The following is an 18,607-nucleotide window of genomic DNA, read 5'->3' on the forward strand; positions in this document are numbered from 1 at the left end:
CGGCTACCAGCCCCTGCGCCGGCGGTCGTCGCCGGGATGGTTCGCCGCCCGGCTGGGCAGGCGGGTCTCGGCGTCGTCGAAGCCGTCGAGCGGCTCCAACGCCTCGAGACCGTCGTCGGCCCGCCCGGGCGGGCGCTGGCGCGGATCGGTGGGCGAGCGGTACATCTCGTCGGCGGGACCGCCCCCGCCGCCCCCGCCGGCACGCGGAGGCTCCCCGCGGTAGCCGCGGGCCGGATCGGGCCGGGCCGGGCGACCGTACTCGGGCTCCCGGCCCGGCCCGGGGGCCCGCCGGCCGCCGTCGCCCCGCTCGCCGCCGTGGCGGGCGTCAGGAGGCGGCGTCGGCCCGGGACGGCCCCGAGGGGGAGCGCCGTCATCCCGGAAACGCGGGGCGGGTCCCTCGCGGTAGGTGTCCGGCCGGCCGGCCGGCGGCCGGCCGGGTGGCTCATCCCGGAAACGCGCCGCCGGGCCCTCGCGGTAGCCGCCGTCAGGCGGGGTCGCGCGGGCACCCGGCTCGTCCCGGAAGCGGGGGGCGGGTCCCTCGCGGTACGAGTCCGGCTGGTAGTCGTCGCCCGGGCGGGCCGGCGGCCCGTCGCGGAAACGCGGGGAAGGCCCCTCGCGGTAGTCACCGTCACGCGGATCCCGGCCGGGGCGGTCACGGTAGCCGGGCTCGCGACCACCCGGGCCGCCCGGATCCGGACGGGCGTAGCGGTCGTCCGGCGGAGGAGTGCCCCGACGGGTCGACGGAGTCGGCTGGCGCGGATCGAACGGCGGCGGAGTGCGGTGATCAGCCGGGGGCGGGGTCGGTCGACCTGGTGGCGGTGCCGAACGGGCCGGGACCGGCGTGCGCGGCCCACGCGGGCCGGTGGCACCGCGGGCCTCCTCACGGCGGAACTCGACGACCGCGGTGCCCAGCTCGATCCGGTCACCGCTCACGAGCTTCACCTGCGTCGCCGCGCGCCCGTTGACCAGGCTGCCGTTCGTGGAACCGGCATCCACGTACAGGAACTGCCCGTCCGGCAGGCGGCGGATCTCGCCATGCCGCCGTGAGACACCGGTGTCGTTCAGCCGGATGTCGCACTCGACGCTGCGCCCGATCACCGTGGTCTCCGCGTCCAGCGGGTACTCCCGCTCCCCGCTGCCCGACCCTCCCGGCGCGCGCGTCGTGATCAGTAGATGCGGGGTACCCGGCGCGGCGGGCCGCGGGCGCGGCCGGCGGCCACCGACCACCGCGGGATCCGCGGAGGCCACACTGCTGCGGATCCGGAAGACACCGATGTCGAGATCGGCGGCCTCCGCCAGCCGGACAGTCACCGGGCCGACGAAGGTGTAACGCTGCTCCGCCGCGTGCTCACGGACCATCTCCGCCAGCTCGTCGCACAACGCCCGGGTGTAGGGGGCCAGCCGGGCGAAGTCGCCACCGGCCAGCTCGACGGCGAACTCGTTCGGGACCAGGACACGGTTCGAGCTGTTCGCACGCCGGTCGTCGGTCTCCCGAGCCAGGGCGCTGGCGATCTCGACGGGTTCGACCCCGCCTTTGAAGACCTTCGCGAACGCGCCCTCGACGAGGCCGCCAAGGCGCCGTTCGAAGCGCTGCAGCACGCCCATGCCCGACCTCCCTTCTCCCGGTCTGTGAGATCGTATGCCCCCAGGCCGGTCCAACCCTCGGCTCGGCAGCTTGACATGCCCCCGGGGCCCGCCGGGGGGGTGCGCAAGGTACCGCCTGTGGCGTGATAGCGTGTCCCACGGCAAGGAGATAGTCCCACTCGGGCGAGTGGCGGAATGGCAGACGCGCACGGTTCAGGTCCGTGTGTCCTAACGGACGTGGGGGTTCAACTCCCCCCTCGCCCACGAGCCGGCCCGTCGTGCTTACCAACCGTTGGTTGGTTGCGCGGCGGGCCGCAATGTTTTCCGGGGGGCGACCCCCGGGCCCTCGGAGGGCTGGGGGGCGGTGGCCCCGGGCGTTTCGGCTTTCTGAGCGCGGGGCCCTGGCGGTTGGTCGTTCGGGTGGGGTGGTCGTCTGGGGCTCGGGCTCGCTTCGCTCGGCCTCGGGGGGCTTGGGAAGGCTTGCGGGGGGTGGGCTCGCTTCGCTCGGCCTCGGGGATCTCTTCGGCTTCTGGGTGGCGCTGTGGGCCGCTTCGTCGCCGGGGGGCTGGATCTTTCTTGGCCGGTTTTGGCTTGGTGGGCCGTGGATCGCGCGGAGCGCGGGTGGTTGCGCTGACCAGCGCGGAGTGGGGCCGGGCGGGTGTCGGGGGAGAGCGGACCGGTGGTGGTCCGGAATGTCTCCCACGTCGGGATGCGTACCGGTCGGCTTACCGGGTACTCCGACCCCGATCACGAAGGTCGGAGGTCACCTCGTCAGCGTCCTCCGCCGGACAGGCCCACGGAGGGAGCAACGGAATGGGAATCGGTGCCGGAGTATTCCTGATGGCGCTCGGCGCGATCCTCACGTTCGCGGTCGACGTGTCGATCTCCGGGCTCGACATCGCGGTCGTCGGGATCATCCTCATGCTGGCCGGGGCGGTCGGGCTCGTTCTTGAGCTCGCGGTGTTCGCGCCCCGGCGGCGGCGTGCCCTCGTGACGCGGTCGGATGTGGACGTCTACCCCGAGGCCGGGGCGTACGAGGAGCCCCCGACCCAGGCCCTGCGGGTGCAGCGCCGCACCACCCGGCAGGTGGACGTCCCGGCGGACTATGAGGTGGACGGTCGCACCGGGTACCCGCCGGTGCGCTGACCACGACTGATCGCCGTCCGGCCGGCACCCCGCGCAGTGGCGGGGTGCCGGCCGGACGGGTTTTCGGTACTTAGGACAAGCGTGCGGTGCTCAAAGGACAAGCTTGCGGTGCTCAGGACGGGTGCGTGGTGTTCAGCCGGCGGCCGCGGTCGTTCCGAGTGGTGGCTGCTGCGGGCAGGACTGCAGCACCTGGCGCATCGCGTCCGCCTCGGCCTGTTCGACCCAGAGGCCGTAGCGGGATTTCAGCCCCACCTGGCGGGCGATGTAGGCGCAGCGGATGCCCGGGTTCGGCGGGAGCCACTCGGAGGCGTCCTTGTCGCTTTTCTGCTGGTTGGTCGGGCCGTCGACGGCGAACAGGTTCTCCGGGTCGTTCGCGAAGCCGAGCCGTTCCTGGTCGGTCCATTCCAGCGCGCCGGTGCGCCAGGCGTCGGCCAGCGGGAGCACATGGTCGATCTGCACGGCCGACGAGTTGCGCCCGCGGTCGAACCGGATGATCCGGTTGGTGTACGGGTCGCGCAGCTCGCCGGTCAGGACGATGCAGTCGTCGTTACTGCGGGTGGTGATGCTGCGCAGGTCCCGGTGCAGGATGTCGTTGCGGGTGTCGCAGCCGTTGTGGTCGACGTCGCTCCAGGCCGTCCCGAACTCGTCACGTCGGTAGGGCGGGTTGTTGTCCTCCGCCCGGATCTGCAGCGTGCCGAGCATCTCGAGGGCCGAACCGGCGCCGGCCGGGGCGCCGGCGCCCACCCCGCCGCTGTCGGGCGCGGGCGCGGCGGTGGGATCTCCCGCCGTGGCGTCGAGGACCTCGTCGCATCCGCCCGCCAGCAGGACGATCGCGACCGCGCACAGGGCGCCGGCGACGCGGACCGGCCTTCCGCGCGCCGCGCCGGCCGTGCTCTTGCCCACTGTTGTCCCCGATCTGCTCGGCGTGGCCGGTCCGCTGTCACGTCCGGCTCCGTCCGTCTACGGCCGTTTCCACCCGTGACGGCCACCGTAGCCTGCGCCGATGCGAAGCCGTGTCCGGTCCCGTCAGATGAGCCCCGGGAAACGGCCGGCTGGGCCGGTTGATACCCATACAGTGTTCTGGCATGTACGGGGGGCCGACCGGTGGCGGGACGACTGACCATGATCTGGGCCGGCCGGGTGCCGAGCCGGTGTTCGCACGCCGGGCCGGTACGGAGACCGCGCCCGCCCGGCATCTGAGTTCGCTTCCCGTGCAGCCCGTGCCGGCAGGCCCGAGGGCGGTCTCCCGGCCGGCGGGCTCGCCGCGGCCGCTGCGCCGCGACGCCGAACGCAACCGGGAGCGGGTGCTCGCCGCCGCCCGGGAACTGTTCGTCGAGCAGGGCCTGGACGTCGGCGTCGACGAGATCGCGAAGCGGGCCGGCGTCGGGATGGGCACGCTGTACCGACGGTTCCCGAACAAGGACGCGCTCATCGAGGCGATCCTCGGCACGGTCGTCGACCATCTGCGCTCGATCGCCACGAACGTCCTGGCCACCGAGCCGCCGGGGGCGGCGCTGCGGTCCTTCTTCATCCGGTCGATCACGACCGAGGTCTGTCAGTGGGCGTTCCTGTCGAGCCGGCTGTGGAGCGGGCGGACCAACGAGCTGCTGTTCGCCGATGTGGTCCCGCTGATCGGCGAGATGTTCACCCGGGCGCAGCAGGCCGGGGCGGTGCGGTCGGACGTCGTGCTCTCCGACCTGATCGTGCTGGTCCGGTCGATGCGGGTCGTGCTGGACCTGACCGAGGAGTTCGCGCCCGAGGCCTGGCGGCGCCACCTCGACCTCCTGCTGGACGGCCTACGGCCCTGCTCCGGCAACGCCGTCCTCGGCGTGGAGCCGATGCCGTTCGACGCGCTCGCGATCTCGGTGGCGGCCCGGCCACTCGTCTGACCCTGAGGCCCGACGCTCCTGGGCCGCCACGGCTGCTCTGGCGGCTACGGCCGGATGGTGACGCCCTGGCTCTCCGGGCGCTCGTGCAGTTCCAGATCCTGGGGCTTCGCGTCCACCGGTATGTCGAAGACGATGGTGCCGGTGGCCGTGGCGCCGGGTGCGATCGTGTTCCACACGTCGTCGTGGAGCCAGAGGCGGGACCAGAAGTCGGCCGCGTGGCGGTCGCCGTCCACGGTGCGCAGGTACTGGTCAGAGTTGCTCAGCGTCCGCTCGGCCGTGCCGACGTTGGTGATTTTGATGTCGACCAGGCAGAACTGGCCGTCGGGGTGGGGAGCCAGGAAGTTGTCACCGAGCTGCTTCTTGCCGCAACTGAGCGTGCTCGCGACGAACTCGAGCTGGTCGTCGCGGACCGTTGTGTTCAGGCCCCCGCTGCGCGGGATCGTCGGCTGCTGGGACGGCGCGGTCCGGTCGCCGTTCGCCGCGGGCGCTCCCGGATCGTCCGAACCGCCGGCGACCGAGCTGATCAGCCACGCTGCCAGGACGACCACGAGCGCGGCCGCGCCGAACAGGAGCACGCGGTGCCAGGTGGAGCGGGACTGGTGGGGGGCGGGTGCCCCGCCACCGGCCGGGCCGGCGGGTACAGGCGGATAGGGGCCGCCCTGCCCGGGCGGATACGGGCCCTGCACGGATGAGTGCTGGCCTTGCGCGGGCTGATACGGGCCCTGCGCGGATGGATACGGGCCTTGCGCGGGTGGATACGGGCCCTGCGCGGGCGGGCGTGCCCCGGGGCCGGCACCCGCGGGGCGCGGGGCGGCGGGCCCGAAGCCCGCGGGGCCGCCGACGGGCACCGGCCCACGGGCCGATCCGGGGGCTCCAGGTGCTCCGGAGAAGGCCGGTGCGCCGGCCGGCGCCGGAACGGCCACACCGGCCGCGCCGGCCGGCCCGGCCGCGGCGGCCCTGCTGGCGGACGGCTGTGGGGCGACCCGGGTCGGTGTGAGGCCGGGCAGGGTCGTTCCCCGGGTGAGGTTCAGCAGTTCCTCGGCCTGGCCGACGGCGCTGGCGCTCGGCTGCCCGGTACCGTCGTCCCGGCCGTCGCCGGACCGGGTGGGTGGCAGCGAGATCAGGTTCAGCAGGAGGTCCCGGGCGCTCGGGCGGGCGTCGGGGTTCTTGGCGAGGGCCGCCGCGACCAGCGCCTTCAGGTCGTGTGGCAGGCCGTCCAGGGCCGGATGGGAACCGACGATGCGGGTGCTGAGCTCCAGGTCCGTCCCGGTGCCGAACGGGTGGTGGCCGGTGCCCGCGTAGGCGACCAGGATGCCCCAGGTGAACACGTCGGCCCCCGGGCCGATGGCCTGGCCGTTCACCTGCTCGGGCGCCATCCAGCCGGCGGACCCGAAGCCCCACGCGGTGGGTTTCGCCTTGGCGCCCTCGAGCGCCTGGGCGATGCCGAAGTCGATCACCCGGGGGCCGGACATCGACAGCAGTACGTTGCTCGGCTTGAGATCGCGGTGGACGAGACCGGAGCCGTGGATCGCGGTCAGCGCGGTGGCCACCCCGACGGCGAGCCCGGTCAGCGTCGAACCGCTGATCGGGCCGTTCTCCACCGCGTGGTCGAGCCGGACGCCGTCGATGAACTCGGTCACCAGGTAGGGGGCGGCGGCGTCGGGGTCGGCGTCCAGCACCTCGGCGGTGCAGAACGGCGCGACCCGCCGGGCCGCGTCGACCTCCTGGCGGAACCGGCGCCGGAACTCCTCGTCGGCGGCCAGATCCGGCCGGACGACCTTCACCGCGACCCGGCGGCCGGCGGACTCGGCGAGGTACACCGTCCCCATCCCGCCCGCGCCCAGGCGGCGCAGCAGGCGGTACGGGCCGATCACACGGGGTTCGTGCGGGTGCAGGATCTCACCGGGTGGCGCCATGCCACCCGGCTGCCCGCGCGCCGCCGGAGCGACGCGTTCCCCGTTGTGATCCACGATGGTGTTCCGCCTTCGGTGCCCGGGGCGCGGCTCTACGCCTGTTCGCAGTCTGCACCAACGTGGCGACGGCCCCGCGCGTGCCGAAGCTTTGGCCGGATTCTCCGGCCACGGCGCGGAAACGCCCGGCGAGTCGGTGTCGTCGGTGTCAGAGTCGTCGATACCAGAGCGGGCGGCGCAGCGGTGCGCTCCGGACCAGTCCGCCTCGCGACACCCCCGCGCGCCGCCACCACCGACGACCGATCAGCCCGGACGGGAGCGCCCCTGATGACCGAGATTGCCGGGCCGTGGCTGGACTGCCCCTGGTGCGCCGGCCCGGTGCCGCTGGCGCACCTGGTGCCCTCGGACGAGGAGCCCGGCGCCGTGGGCGCGGTCTGCGCGGGCTGTGGACGCCGGGTGACGATCACCCCGCCGACCGACCCCCGGGCCTGACCGCCCCCGACTCGCCACTCCGTCGAAGCGAGTTGCCTGAGTCGGCCCCATACGCCGCTGGCGCAACTCGCTTCGGCCGGGCCTGCGCGGCCGGGCCCGTGGGGTTGGCGCTGCGTGACCTTGCCCGCTGTTCAGCGTTCCAGTTCGTTGGCGACCGCGTGGACGACCTTGGCCACCTTCTGAGCCGCCTTGCGGTCGGGGTAGCGCCCGCGACGCAGGTCACGCTGGACGTCGTCGAGGACCTTGATCATGTCTTCGACCATGCTGTGGAGCTCGTCGGGGCTGCGCCGCGAGGCGTTCGCGGCGGCCTTGGCAACGGACGGGGGCGCGCTCAGAATGCGCAGTGAGAGCGCCTGGTCGCCCTTCCGACCGGCGGCAATGCCGAACTCGACCCGATCGCCGGGCTTGAGACGATCCACACCGGACGGCAGAGCGGCCTTGTGGACGAAGACGTCGGCGTCGCCGTCATCACGGCTGAGAAAACCGAAACCCCTGTCGACGTCGAACCACTTGACTTTGCCGGTGGGCACGGGCGACCTCGTTCTGCGTTGCGGATCGGTGGATTGACACGCGGTGACGGATTCCCAGGCTATCCGGCGCCCGCGCCATGTGTAGCCCCTTCGCGGACGATGACACCGCGTGGCCGGGGCCCGACATCGTCCCCGGATGACCATGCCGATGTTCGTCCGACACCGGACAGTTCGTGGTCACCTGCGGAATATGAACCGTCTGTCCGGTAAGGCGAGTTCTTCCGGCGTCCCGGGACGTTACAGAAGACGCATCCGGGGCAGGACCGCCGTGCGCGTGTCTCGCAACGGTCGCGCCGCCGGACACAAGCGCACACGGCGCGCACCAGCGGACGCACCAGCAGGAGCACACAACGCGCAACCAGAAAGAATCGATCGTTCGAGGAGTGAGCTCCATGTCGAAGCCCGACCGTGATCTCGACTTCCGTGACGCGGACGCTTTCGCCGAAGCCGAGGACAGCCGTCGCCGCGACGAGAACGCGCACGCCGACGGAGGTACCACCGACGCCGCGGCGATGCGGGAGGCCGACGGCCTCACGGCGTCGCCGAGTGAGGCCGCCGCCTACCGCGAGCACGTCGAACGGGGCGCCCGGCAGCAGGGTGAGGGCGCCCCGACCTTCTGAGGCGCCGGCCTCGCGCCCGAGTGTCGGACCGGCCCCCCCCGGGTGTCAGACCGGTTCGGTCTGGCGCCCGGGGGCGGGCAGGAGCTCGTTCATCGAGCCGGACCGGAAGCCCCGGGGATCCACCTCCGCGCGGGCGAACCCGGACTCGACGACCACCGAGACCAGATCAGGGCGGGCCGCCAGCGCGGCGACGTGGTCGGCGTCCACCTCGATCCGGGCGACGTCCCCCAGGTCACGCACCCGCAGGTCGCGTATGGGCAGGCCGGCGGCCGCCGTGGCCACCCGCAGCGCCGTCTCGGCCCGTTCCACCCGGGCGAGCCGGGCCGGGCTGACCCGCACCCCGTAGGCGATCCGGCTGGCCAGGCAGGCCGCCGCGGGCTTGTCCCAGGTGGGCAGCCCCCAGGCCCGGGATGTGGCGCGCACCTGGGCCTTGGTCAGACCGGCGTCCAGCAGCGGTGTGCGCGCGCCCCTGCTGGCCGCCGCGCCGATGCCGGGCCGGAATCCGGCCCGGGCGTCGTCGGCGTTGGTGCCGGTCGCGACCTGGGCCAGACCCAGCTCGGCGGCCAGCGGCGTCAGGGTGTCGACGAGCTCGGACTTGCAGAAGTGGCAACGGTCGGAGCCGTTGGCCTGATAGCCCTCGTGGCTCATCTCGTCGGTCGCCGGGAACAGGTGGCGCACCCCGAGCCCGGCGGCGAAGCGGCGGGCCGCGTCGAGCTCGGCCGCGGGCAGGGACGCCGACACGGCAGTGGCCGCGACCACGGCGTCGGGGCCGAGCTCCCGCACGGCGGCGGCGAGCAGGAAGGCGGAGTCCGCGCCGCCGGAGAAGGCGACCAGCACCGACTCGAGCTCGCCCAGCCGGGCGCGCAGCGTGTCCAGGCGCCGGCGGAGCACCTCGTCGGCCAGCCAGGCCGGGAAGGCCGCCAGGTCGGGCAGGACGACGTCCGCCCCGGCCGCGGCCAGCTCGTCCGGCGGGCAGGGGCCGGTGGGCACCGTGACGGCGGTGGCCCCGCCGGCGTGCGCGCCGCGGACGTCCCCGACGTGGTCGCCGACGAAGACGTCCACGCCGTGCTCCGCGATCGCCGCGCCCTTGGTCTCGGCGAACAGCCAGCCCACGACGTGGTCGGCCGTGATCCCGATGTGTTCCAGGCTGATCAGGGCCAGCGGCTCGCTCTTCGCGGTCACGACCACCACCCGTCCGCCGGCGTCGCGGACCGCCTCGACGGCCGCTGCGGCGTGCGGCATCGCGACGGAGAGCGGCACCGCGTGCACCGGGTAGAGCTCGCGGTAGCGGGCGGCCCGCGAGGCCACCTCGTCCGCCGGGAACCAGCGGGCGATCTCTTCCTCGAGCGGGGGGCCGAGCCGGCTCACGGCGGCCTCGCCGTCGATCGCGACGCCGGTCTCGGCGGCCAGCACGGCGAAGGTGGCGACGATCCCGCGGCGGGCGTCCAGCAGGGTCATGTCCAGGTCGAAACCGACGACCAGGGTGGATGTTCTCCAGGGGGACACCCGGCGAGCCTAACCAGCCCGGCGGACGAGCCGCCGAAAGCCGGTAGGGTCCGCGGGTGTGACCAGGGTTGTGGTGGATGTGATGCTCAAGCCGGAGATCCTCGACCCGCAGGGCCAGGCGGTGCTCACGGCGCTGCCGCGCCTGGGCGTGGCCGGGATCAGCGGCGTGCGCCAGGGCAAGCGTTTCGAGCTGGACCTGGACGGCGAGGCCGACGCCGAGGCGCTGACGCGCATCGAGCACCTCGCCGCGACGCTGCTGGCGAACCCGGTGATCGAGGACTACGTCATCCGGGTGGAGTCAGCCCGGGTCGACTAGCCCGGGCGGAAGCCGCTCGGGTGGAGCCGCGGCCCCGCGGCCCCACCCGAGCGGTTCAGCGCGCGTTCTAGAGCACGGTGGGGGCGAGCGGGGTCTCGCTGACCATGGGGCGGCCGGCGGCCTGCCAGCCCATCATCCCGTCCACGAGGTTGCGGGCCTGCCAGCCCTCACGGGCCAGGTGCGCGGTGACGGCGGCCGAGCGGCTGCCGGAGCGGCACACCACGACGATCTCCCGCTCCCGGGGGACCTCGCCGATGCGGGCCAGGAAGTCGCCCATCGGGATGTGGACCGCGCCGTCGATGTGACCGGCGGCCCACTCGTCGGGCTCGCGCACGTCGACGAGCAGCGGCCCGCCCTCGGTGGGGAGGTTGACGGGAAGCTCCGTCACGTTCACGGTCGGTATCTGCTGGGGACTCACAGCGCCATCCTGCCACCCGCCGCGGGGCTCGGCGGATGCGGCGTGGCGCTGGCTACCCGTCGGTGGCCAGGGCGGTGGCCATCAGGGCGCCGGCGGGCAGCTCCGGGACGAGCCCGGCGGCGGCGGCGCGCCCGAGCAGCTCCCGGACGGCGGTGAAGCCCTCGTCGCCCAGGTCGAGGGTGAAGTCGTTGACGTAGAGCTCGACGTGGGCGTCGACGACCTCGGGGGCCATCTCCTGCGCGTGCTCGATCACGAAGGACGCGCTGGCGGCCCGGTCGGCGAAGGCCGCGGCCACGCTGGCCCGCACGGCGGCCGCCAGCGCGGAGGTGTCGAGCTCGCGCCGGGCCAGGATGGCGCCGAGCGGGATCGGCAGCCCCGTCCGGCCCTCCCACCAGTCACCGAGGTCCGCCACCGCGGTCAGCCCGTAGGACGGGTAGGTGAACCGCGATTCGTGGATGACCAGCCCGGCGTCGTACTGGCCGTCCCGGACGGCGGGCATGATCTGGTCGAACGGCACGACGCTGGTCGAGCCGACGCCGAGCTGTTCGGCCCACAGCCGGAACAGCAGGTAGGCGGTGGTGCGGGTGCCCGGGATGGCGACCGAGGCGCCGCGCAGGTCCGTTCGCCCGGCGGTCAGGACGAGCGGCCCGCACCCGCGGCCGAGCGCGCTGCCGGCGCTGAGCAGCGAGTAGCGGTCGAGCAGCCACGGCAGGGCCGCGTAGGAGACCTTGACCAGGTCGTCCCGGCCGTCTGCGGCGCGGGCGTTCAGTACGTCGATGTCGGCGAAGGTCGTCGACACCGCCGGCGCGCCCGGGATCAGCCCGTGGATGAGCGCGTGGAAGGCGAAGGTGTCGTTCGGGCACGGCGAGATGGCGAGCGTCAGCCGGTCCGTCGCCGGACCGGCCGAGGTCGGTGCTCCGCTCTCGCTCCCGATGGCCTTGCTCCCGATCGGCGGCGTGCTCATGCGCGACCTCCTGGTCCGTTGCCTCCCGGGGGCCCGGGCTAGCCCGTCGGCCCCGAATCCTTCTCCGCGCGGGGGGCGGGTACCAGGCCCTCCGGGTGTGCCACGAGCGCCGCCGCGGCGGTGCGCAGGCTGGCCAGGGCGGCCTGCGTGTTCCAGGCCGTGCGGTCCCGGCGCCCGACCGGGTTGCTGATGGCGCGGATCTCCGTCGCCGGAACACCGAACGCGCCCGCGGCGATCCCGACGGCGTACCCCTCCATCGCCTCGGCGACCGGATCGAGCCGCGCGGTGAGCGCGGCGGCCCGCCGTTCCGTCCCGGTCACGGTCGACACACTGAGGACGGTTCCGCTGACGATTCTGCGCCCGGTGATGTCGAGAACGGCCGTCAGCCGCCGGACGAGATCGGCGTCGGGCTGCAGAGTCGACGAGCCGAGGCCGAGGTCGTCCATGGTCAGGAAGGCACCGGCCGCCACCGGGCCGGGCGGTGGGCCGGGCTGGTGCGGGGGTGCCCCCGCCGGGTGGAAGCCCAGGTTGCGGTCCATCTCGTTGACCCGGACCGGGGCGGCCGCCTCGGCCGGCTCGTCGAGGCCGGACTCGGCGCCGAGGTCCGCGGCGACCATCCGGTCGGCGATCACCAGGTCGCCGATCTCGGCCCAGCCGCGGAAGCCGCCCGCGATCCCCATCGAGAGGACCAGCCCGAACGGCTCGCCGGCCGCGCTCGCGACCGACAGGGCGACGGCCGTCCCGGCCGCGGACGCCGGACCGGCCGGGCCGGCGGCGAGGACCGTCACCGGACCGCGTCGGCGTCCGACGTAGGGCCCGAGGGTCGAGGTGGTCAGCAACTGCCGGTCCCAGTCGGGCGAGACCAGGCCGCCGGGCCCGGACGGAGTGCGCGAGCGGCCGCGCGACCAGCTCCCCATCAGACCGGCGCACACCGCGTCCGCCTCGGCGTTCACCGCGGTGACGATGAGGGTGCGGGTCATGACCTGCTCAAGATCATGGTTTGGACGTGTCCTCGTCTTCCGTCGCGCCGTTGGGGCGCCGGTCTGCGACCAGGCCACCGTGCCGGACGGCGAGGTGACGGCACGATCCCTGTGATGTGGTGCAAACCGGACTTAGTTGACGGACCCTAGCACCGCGATCGACCCTCCGTGGTTCCGCGCACCCGCTGTGAGTTGCCGCTCACGGTAATCCCCGGGCGTGGTGGGCCGCCCGCCGCGCGGCGGCTCATCGTGACCGGTCGTGGCGCCAGCGGCCGCGGCGGGCGGAGCCGTCCGGGGGGTCGGGATCCTCCAGCGTCCGCGGCACCGCCGGGGCGGCCCCGCCGGGCGGCGGCGGCCCGGCCACCCCCGGCTGCTCGGAGTTCCGCTGGTAGGGCTGCTGGTAGGCATGGTGCAGGTGCGGCGCCGGGCCGTGCGCGCCGCCAGTGCCCTCGGCCGCAGCCGGTGTGGGGACGGGCGGGTGCCCCAGCGGATTCGTGGCGTCGGGATCGCGGCCGGCCCACTGCCCACCGCCGGGCCCCCGCCAACTGACCGGGACGTCGGCCCGCGGATCGGGGGCGTACCAGCCGTTCATGGAACCGGCGGGCACCGCACCCGCACCCGTCGCCGGGCCGACCGCCGTGGGATCGGCCGCCGCCGGGCCGGCCGCTGTCGGGCCGACAGCCATGGGACCGGCCGCTGTCGGGGTGACGGCTGTCGGGGTGACGGCTGCCGTGGGGCCGACCGCTGTCGGGTCCGCCGGCGCGGGGCTGACCGGTGGGGGACCGACCGCGGTGGGGTCGGTCCCTGTGGGATCGGCGACAGCGTGACCGGCCGTCGCGTAGTCGGCTGCCGCGTAGTCGGCCGCCGGGTGGCCGGTGGTCTCCCGGGTCGTGGGCTGGTGGCGCTCGCGGGCCTGGCGCCGGGCCTCCCGCAACGCCCGGGACTGCAGGACGAGAGCCAGCCCGACCACCGCCGCGGCGAGCGCGAAACCGAGCGTGCCGGGCATCTCGATCAGGCCGAACGCGCCGCCGGTCACCCAGCCGAGCTGCAACGCCGTCTCGGAGCGGGCGAAGGCCGAGCCCCGGGTGTCCTCGACGATGTCGCGCTGGATTATGGCGTCCAGCGCCAGCTTGGCCATCGAGCCCGCCGTCATCGCCAGCAGGGCCGCGACCAGCGAGGTCAGGCGGGTGTACGTGACCGCGGCGACCAGGCATCCGCCCGCCGCCAGCAGCAGGCCCAGCATGAGGATTCCCTCGGGGCGCCGGCGCCCGAGCCGCCCGCCGATGAGAACGCCTATTCCGCTGCCGATTCCCGCCGTCGCCGCGAGGGCGCCGAGCCACAGGTTGTTGCCGCCGTTCGTCCGCAGCAGGAAGGCGAGGTAGAAGGTGAGGAAGCCCACCAGTCCGCGCAGGACCAGCGTCGCCCGCAGCGCCACGGGCAGCGCCCCGAGCGCCGCGGCGAACCGGGTGCGCAGGCTGCCCCGCCGGCGTGGGCCGGTGAGTTCGCGCAGCGTCCGCTCCCCGGCCGCCGAGTCGACGTGGCCGGGCAGGTTGAAGGCCAGCAGCACCCCGGCCATGTAGACCAGCGCGCACACCCGCAGGACCCACGGATAGCCGACGAACGGGATGTTGGCCAGCCCGAGGCCGACCGGGGCGACGATCGAGCCGGCGACGATGTTGACCAGGGAGATCCGCGAATTGACCTTGACCAGAGTCATCTCCGGTGGCGTCACCCGCGGCACGACGGCGCTGCGGGCGACGCCGAACGCCCGGGACAGGACGAGCAGGCCGAGGGCGAGCGGGTAGACCGCGAGCCCGTCCAGCGCGCCGGCGAGCTGCCAGGCCAGCAGGCACCGCCCGAGGCAGATGGCCGCGAGCGCGGTGCGCCGCCCGTAGGCCACCCGGTCCAGCAACGGCCCCACGACCGGTGCCAGCAGGGCGAACGGCACCATGGTGATCAGGAGGTAGAGCGCCACCTTCGACCGGGCCTCGCCGGTCGGCACCGCGAAGAACAGCGAGCCGGCCAGCGCCACCGTTACGAGCGCGTCGCCCGCCGCGTTGACGAATGACAACTCGGTCAGCGAGGACAGCCCGGACTGTTGCGCGCCGTCGCGGCGAATGGTCGCACGCAGGCGGTGGAGTCCTTCAGTGAGCGTGCTTCCCGGCTTCACTCTGCCGAGTGTCCTCGCCGGTACCGCTCGAGACCACGACCACATCGGGCGGGGCGACCGTCGGTGGGTGAGAATACGTGCCGTGGAAGCACTAGAAGTTCGTTCCGAGTCGGCTGGGGCCCGTGGGTCCCGGGGTTCGTCGGATGGTGCCGGCGTTCCCCCCGCTGGCACTGTGACGGATCACAGTGAGGCCACGGCGCCGTCCCCCGTGGACGACAAGCCACGCCGGCCCGTGCGCCGGTCATCGCGGCGCGCCCGGGCGGCAGCGGCCGAGCCCACCCCCGCGACGCCCCCCGAGGCCCCGGCCGGGCAGCACGCCACCGGGCAGCCCGCGTCTGCCGAGGCCGAGCCCACGCCTGCTGAGCCCGCGCCTGCGGGGGCCGCGGGCACGTCTGTCGAGGCGGCGCGCGGGTCCGGCGCCGACGCGCCGGCCGACGTGTCCGTCGGCGTTCCGGCCGGTGTGGTGTCGGAGCACGAAAGGGCGGTGCCCGAGAGATCCGGGCCCGAAACCCCCGGGCCCGACGCCGGGCCCGACGTCCCTGCGACGCGGGCGCGGGTCGCGCGGTCGGGCCGCCTGCTGCGGGAGCCCGTCCTCGACTCGGTGTGCGCCGGCGCGGTGGATCTCGCCCGTGCCGCGGCCGAGGAGGAGGCCGACTCGCCGGCCGAGGTCGGCCGGCACCTCGGTGTCGAGGCCGAGGCGGAGCGGCTCGTCCTGCACCGGTTCGAGTGCCTCTCCCGGGCCTACGTCGGCTGGACCTGGACCGTCGTCGTCGCCCGCGCGTCGCGCATCCGGAAGGCGACCGTCAACGACGTCGTGCTGACGCCGGGCGAGGGCGCGGTGCTCGCCCCGGCCTGGGTGCCCTGGTCCGAGCGCCTGCGCCCGGGCGACGTCGGGGTGGGTGACCTGCTCCCGACGGCCGTCGACGACCCCCGGCTGGCGCTGCGGGCGAGTGACGCGGAGGAGATCGAGGACCCCGAGCCCTGGATGGGGCCCGGCATCGGCCGCCCGCGGATGCTGTCGGCCGTCGGCCGTGAGGAGGCCGCGGAGCGCTGGTACGGCGGTGACTCCGGGCCGGACGCCTCCATCGCCAAGGTGGCACCGGCGACCTGCCTCACCTGCGGCTTCCACGTCCGGCTCGTCGGCGCGCTCGGCCGCCTGTTCGGGGTGTGCGCGAACGAGCTCGCCCCGGACGACGCCCGGGTCACGGCCGTCGACCACGGCTGCGGCGCCCACTCGGAGGCGCTGGTCGCGCCCTCGGCGCATCCGGAGTCGGTCCCCTTCGACGAGGACCCCTCCGACCTGACCCCGACCGACATCGAACTGGTCGGGGTGGCCGCCCACTCCCCGGGCTCGGTCCCCGACCAGCCCTCCGGCCGCGCCGACACCGACACCGATCCCGGCCCGGAGCCCTACGGCCACTCCTGAACGAGCGCGCGGCCTCCGCCTGGCGGGCCTGGCGGCGGAGGCCCCCGGTCGGCTTCTGGTGCTCGGCTACTCGCCTTTTGGTTTCCTTCTCGCCGTTTCGGTACCTGCTTCCGGCGGAAGCCGGTCCTGAACGGCGAGAAGGATGTCAAAGGGCGAGAAGGCTGCCCCGATATCTGGATTTTTTGTCCGATAGATGGTGATCCGGCGCCACCGGATCGGGCAGGTCGGGCCTTCTACTCAGGCCCCGCGGCCGAACAGGCGGGGCAGCGTGCCCTCGTGGGCCACCCGCAGCTCGTCCAGCGGTACGGCGAACGCGCCGACGACGTCCAGGCCGCCGCCGTCGGTCCCGCCGCCGCTGCTGCCGCCGTCGGTCCCGCCGCCGCTGCTGCCGCCGTCGGTCCCGCTGCCGCTGCCGTCGGCCGCGCCGCCGGTGACGACGCCGATCTGCCGGAACGGCAGGCCCCGGTCCGTACACAGCCGCGCGAAACGATCCCGCGCGGCGGCCGGGACGGCGACGACCGCCCGCCCGGCGGACTCGCTGAACAGCTCGACGAAGGCGTCGGCCCCGGCGGGCAGCTCGATCCGCGCCCCGTGCCCGCCCCGCAGGCACGACTCGACCAGCGCCTGGGCGAGCCCGCCCTCGGAGAGGTCGTGCGCGGCGGCGAGCAGCCCTTCGTGGGAGCCCGCGACGAGGATCTCGCCGAGCAGCCTCTCCCGCTCCAGGTCGACGGCCGGCGGTGTCCCGCCGAGATGGCCGTGGGTCGCCCAGGCCCACTCCGAGCCGCCGAACTCGTCCCGGGTCTCGCCCAGCAGGAGCAGCGCGTCGCCCGGGCCGGTGAAACCGATGGGGGTGCGGCGGGCGACGTCGTCGAACAGGCCGAGCACGCCGACGACCGGTGTGGGATGGATCGGGGCCGAGCCGGTCTGGTTGTAGAAGGACACGTTCCCGCCGGTGACCGGCAGGCCGAGCCGCCGGCAGGCGTCGGCGAGCCCGGCGCAGGCCTGGGCGAACTGCCACATGACCTCCGGGTCCTCGGGGGAGCCGAAGTTCAGGCAGTTGGTCACCGCGATCGGCTCGGCGCCGGCCGCGGTGACGTTGCGGCACGCCTCGGCCAGGGCGAGCTGCGCCCCGGCGAACGGGTCCAGCCGGGCGTAGCGGCCGTTGCCGTCGGTGGCGAGCGCGATGCCCAGCCCGGAGGCCGACAGGCGCAGCACGCCGGCGTCCTCGGGCTGGGCCAGCACCGTGTTGGCCTGCACGTACCGGTCGTACTGCTCGGTCACCCAGGCCCGTGAGCACAGGTTCGGGGAGGCGATCATCCGCAGCAGGGTGGCCCGCAGCGCGTCGCCGGTACGCGGCCGTTCCAGGGTGGACGGCGCGTCCGCCCGCAGCAGGTCGAGGTCGGCCGGGCGGCGCAGCGGGCGCTCGTAGACCGGCCCGTCGTCGGCGAGCGAGCCCGGCGGGACGTCCACGACGACCTCGCCGTGCCAGCGGACGACGAGACGGCCGCTGTCGGTCACCGTGCCGATGTTGGTGGCGATCACACCCCACCGCTCGGCGAGCGCCAGCACCTCGGGCAGCGCGTCCGGGGTGACGATGGCCAGCATCCGCTCCTGCGACTCGCTGGCCAGCACCTCGTGCGCCGCCATCGACGCCTCGCGCAGCGGCACGAGGTCGAGGTCGACCGACATGCCGCCGGGCTGGCCGGTGGCGATGCCGGCGGCGGTCGTCTCGGTGAGCGCGCAGGTCAGGCCGGCCCCGCCGAGGTCCTGGATGCCGGTGACCAGCCCGCGGTCGAACAGCTCCAGGCAGCACTCGATGAGGATCTTCTCGGTGAACGGGTCGCCGACCTGCACCGACGGACGCCGGGCCGGGCCGCCGCCCTCGTCGAAGGTGGCCGAGGCGAGCACCGAGACGCCGCCGATGCCGTCCCGGCCGGTCTTCGCGCCGAGCAGCACCACGGCGTTGCCGACCCCGGTGGCGGCGGACGTCTGCACCCGCCCGACCGGCATCACGCCGACGCACAGCGCGTTGACCAGCGGGTTCCCGCCGTACACCGGGTCGAAGACGACCTCGCCGCCGATGGTGGGAAGGCCCAGGCAGTTGCCGTAGCCGCCGATCCCGGCGACCACGCCGGGCAGCACCCGGGCGGTGTCGGGGGCGTCGGCGGCACCGAAGCGCAGCGGGTCGAGGATCCCGATCGGCCGGGCCCCCATGGTCAGGATGTCGCGGACGATGCCGCCGACGCCGGTCGCCGCGCCCTGGTACGGCTCGACGAAGCTCGGGTGGTTGTGCGACTCGACCTTGAAGGTGACGGCCAGGCCCTCGCCGACGTCCACCACGCCGGCGTTCTCACCCATGCCGACCAGGAGCCGGTCGGTGGCCGGCGTATCCCGGAACTGGCGCAGGTGCACCTTGGACGACTTGTACGAGCAGTGCTCGCTCCACATCACCGAGTACATGGCCAGCTCGGCGTCGGTGGGGACCCGGCCGAGGGTGGCGACGATCCGCGTGTACTCGTCGTCGGTCAGGCCCAGCTCGCGGTAGGGCTGGCGGTCGACGGCGCCCTCGCCCGGGCCGTCGGCCTGGTCGTCGGGGCTGGTCGTGGGGGCGGAAGGCGTTCCGGTCACGTCCCCCATCCTGGCGGATGCGCGCCGG

16 protein-coding genes and 1 tRNA gene are annotated in these 18,607 nt (G+C 74.4%); 7 read left to right on the top strand and 10 right to left on the bottom strand.

The window, feature by feature from the left end; all coding sequences use genetic code 11:
- Window positions 1–3: 3 nt before the first annotated feature.
- The gene (locus B056_RS0113470) at window positions 4–1,605 is read right to left on the bottom strand and encodes an FhaA domain-containing protein (RefSeq protein ID WP_018502395.1); all 1,602 of its coding nucleotides are present in this window, start codon (window positions 1,603–1,605) and stop codon (window positions 4–6) included.
- 160 nt (window positions 1,606–1,765) lie between these two features.
- On the opposite strand from B056_RS0113470, the gene B056_RS0113475 reads away from it, so the two are divergent.
- Window positions 1,766–1,848 (top strand) — tRNA-Leu (locus B056_RS0113475).
- Between the two features lie 549 nt (window positions 1,849–2,397).
- Window positions 2,398–2,730 carry a DUF6458 family protein gene (locus tag B056_RS0113480; RefSeq protein WP_018502396.1) on the top strand — a complete coding sequence of 111 codons (333 nt, stop codon included), beginning with the start codon at window positions 2,398–2,400 and terminating at the stop codon, window positions 2,728–2,730.
- 132 nt (window positions 2,731–2,862) lie between these two features.
- Here B056_RS0113480 and B056_RS0113485 read toward each other — a convergent pair whose 3' ends face one another.
- A complete protein-coding gene (locus B056_RS0113485; RefSeq protein ID WP_018502397.1) occupies window positions 2,863–3,633 on the bottom strand; it encodes an HNH endonuclease family protein in 771 nt (256 codons plus the stop codon).
- Between the two features lie 182 nt (window positions 3,634–3,815).
- On the opposite strand from B056_RS0113485, the gene B056_RS0113490 reads away from it, so the two are divergent.
- Complete coding sequence (locus B056_RS0113490) at window positions 3,816–4,619, top strand: TetR/AcrR family transcriptional regulator (protein WP_018502398.1); 804 nt, start codon at window positions 3,816–3,818, stop codon at window positions 4,617–4,619.
- 44 nt (window positions 4,620–4,663) lie between these two features.
- Here the strand turns inward: B056_RS0113490 and B056_RS0113495 are convergent, their stop codons facing one another.
- Window positions 4,664–6,589 (bottom strand): protein kinase domain-containing protein, encoded by a 1,926-nt coding sequence (locus B056_RS0113495; protein WP_018502399.1) that lies wholly within the window; start codon window positions 6,587–6,589, stop codon window positions 4,664–4,666.
- A gap of 267 nt (window positions 6,590–6,856) precedes the next feature.
- On the opposite strand from B056_RS0113495, the gene B056_RS43600 reads away from it, so the two are divergent.
- Entirely contained in the window at window positions 6,857–7,021 is a 165-nt protein-coding gene (locus B056_RS43600) for a hypothetical protein (RefSeq protein WP_018502400.1), read from the top strand.
- 131 nt (window positions 7,022–7,152) lie between these two features.
- Here B056_RS43600 and B056_RS0113505 read toward each other — a convergent pair whose 3' ends face one another.
- A complete protein-coding gene (locus B056_RS0113505) occupies window positions 7,153–7,551 on the bottom strand; it encodes a cold-shock protein (protein WP_018502401.1) in 399 nt (132 codons plus the stop codon).
- A 392-nt stretch (window positions 7,552–7,943) separates the two neighbouring features.
- Here B056_RS0113505 and B056_RS0113510 point away from each other — a divergent pair, with 392 nt between their 5' ends.
- Window positions 7,944–8,171: a hypothetical protein gene (locus tag B056_RS0113510; protein WP_018502402.1), complete on the top strand. Its 228-nt coding sequence runs from the start codon at window positions 7,944–7,946 to the stop codon at window positions 8,169–8,171.
- Window positions 8,172–8,216: 45 nt separating this feature from the next.
- Here B056_RS0113510 and larE read toward each other — a convergent pair whose 3' ends face one another.
- Window positions 8,217–9,677: an ATP-dependent sacrificial sulfur transferase LarE gene (gene larE, locus B056_RS0113515; RefSeq protein WP_018502403.1), complete on the bottom strand. Its 1,461-nt coding sequence runs from the start codon at window positions 9,675–9,677 to the stop codon at window positions 8,217–8,219.
- A 58-nt stretch (window positions 9,678–9,735) separates the two neighbouring features.
- On the opposite strand from larE, the gene purS reads away from it, so the two are divergent.
- The gene (gene purS, locus B056_RS0113520; RefSeq protein ID WP_026239667.1) at window positions 9,736–9,993 is read left to right on the top strand and encodes a phosphoribosylformylglycinamidine synthase subunit PurS; all 258 of its coding nucleotides are present in this window, start codon (window positions 9,736–9,738) and stop codon (window positions 9,991–9,993) included.
- 67 nt (window positions 9,994–10,060) lie between these two features.
- Here purS and B056_RS0113525 read toward each other — a convergent pair whose 3' ends face one another.
- From B056_RS0113525 to B056_RS0113540, 4 genes are all read right to left on the bottom strand, one after another.
- Window positions 10,061–10,411 (bottom strand): rhodanese-like domain-containing protein, encoded by a 351-nt coding sequence (locus B056_RS0113525; RefSeq protein ID WP_026239668.1) that lies wholly within the window; start codon window positions 10,409–10,411, stop codon window positions 10,061–10,063.
- A gap of 52 nt (window positions 10,412–10,463) precedes the next feature.
- Window positions 10,464–11,375 carry a 1,4-dihydroxy-6-naphthoate synthase gene (locus tag B056_RS0113530; protein ID WP_018502406.1) on the bottom strand — a complete coding sequence of 304 codons (912 nt, stop codon included), beginning with the start codon at window positions 11,373–11,375 and terminating at the stop codon, window positions 10,464–10,466.
- A 38-nt stretch (window positions 11,376–11,413) separates the two neighbouring features.
- Window positions 11,414–12,355: a futalosine hydrolase gene (gene mqnB / locus B056_RS0113535; protein WP_018502407.1), complete on the bottom strand. Its 942-nt coding sequence runs from the start codon at window positions 12,353–12,355 to the stop codon at window positions 11,414–11,416.
- 244 nt (window positions 12,356–12,599) lie between these two features.
- The gene (locus B056_RS0113540) at window positions 12,600–14,525 is read right to left on the bottom strand and encodes an MFS transporter (protein ID WP_020572481.1); all 1,926 of its coding nucleotides are present in this window, start codon (window positions 14,523–14,525) and stop codon (window positions 12,600–12,602) included.
- A gap of 172 nt (window positions 14,526–14,697) precedes the next feature.
- Between B056_RS0113540 and B056_RS0113545 the strand changes: the two genes are divergently transcribed.
- Window positions 14,698–15,951, top strand: a complete 1,254-nt coding sequence (locus tag B056_RS0113545; RefSeq protein WP_230202981.1) for a DUF3027 domain-containing protein — start codon at window positions 14,698–14,700, stop codon at window positions 15,949–15,951.
- A gap of 237 nt (window positions 15,952–16,188) precedes the next feature.
- Here B056_RS0113545 and purL read toward each other — a convergent pair whose 3' ends face one another.
- Entirely contained in the window at window positions 16,189–18,588 is a 2,400-nt protein-coding gene (gene purL, locus B056_RS0113550) for a phosphoribosylformylglycinamidine synthase subunit PurL (RefSeq protein ID WP_018502410.1), read from the bottom strand.
- Window positions 18,589–18,607: the final 19 nt, after the last annotated feature.

This window comes from Parafrankia discariae (assembly GCF_000373365.1).
Lineage (GTDB): Bacteria > Actinomycetota > Actinomycetes > Frankiales > Frankiaceae > Parafrankia > Parafrankia discariae.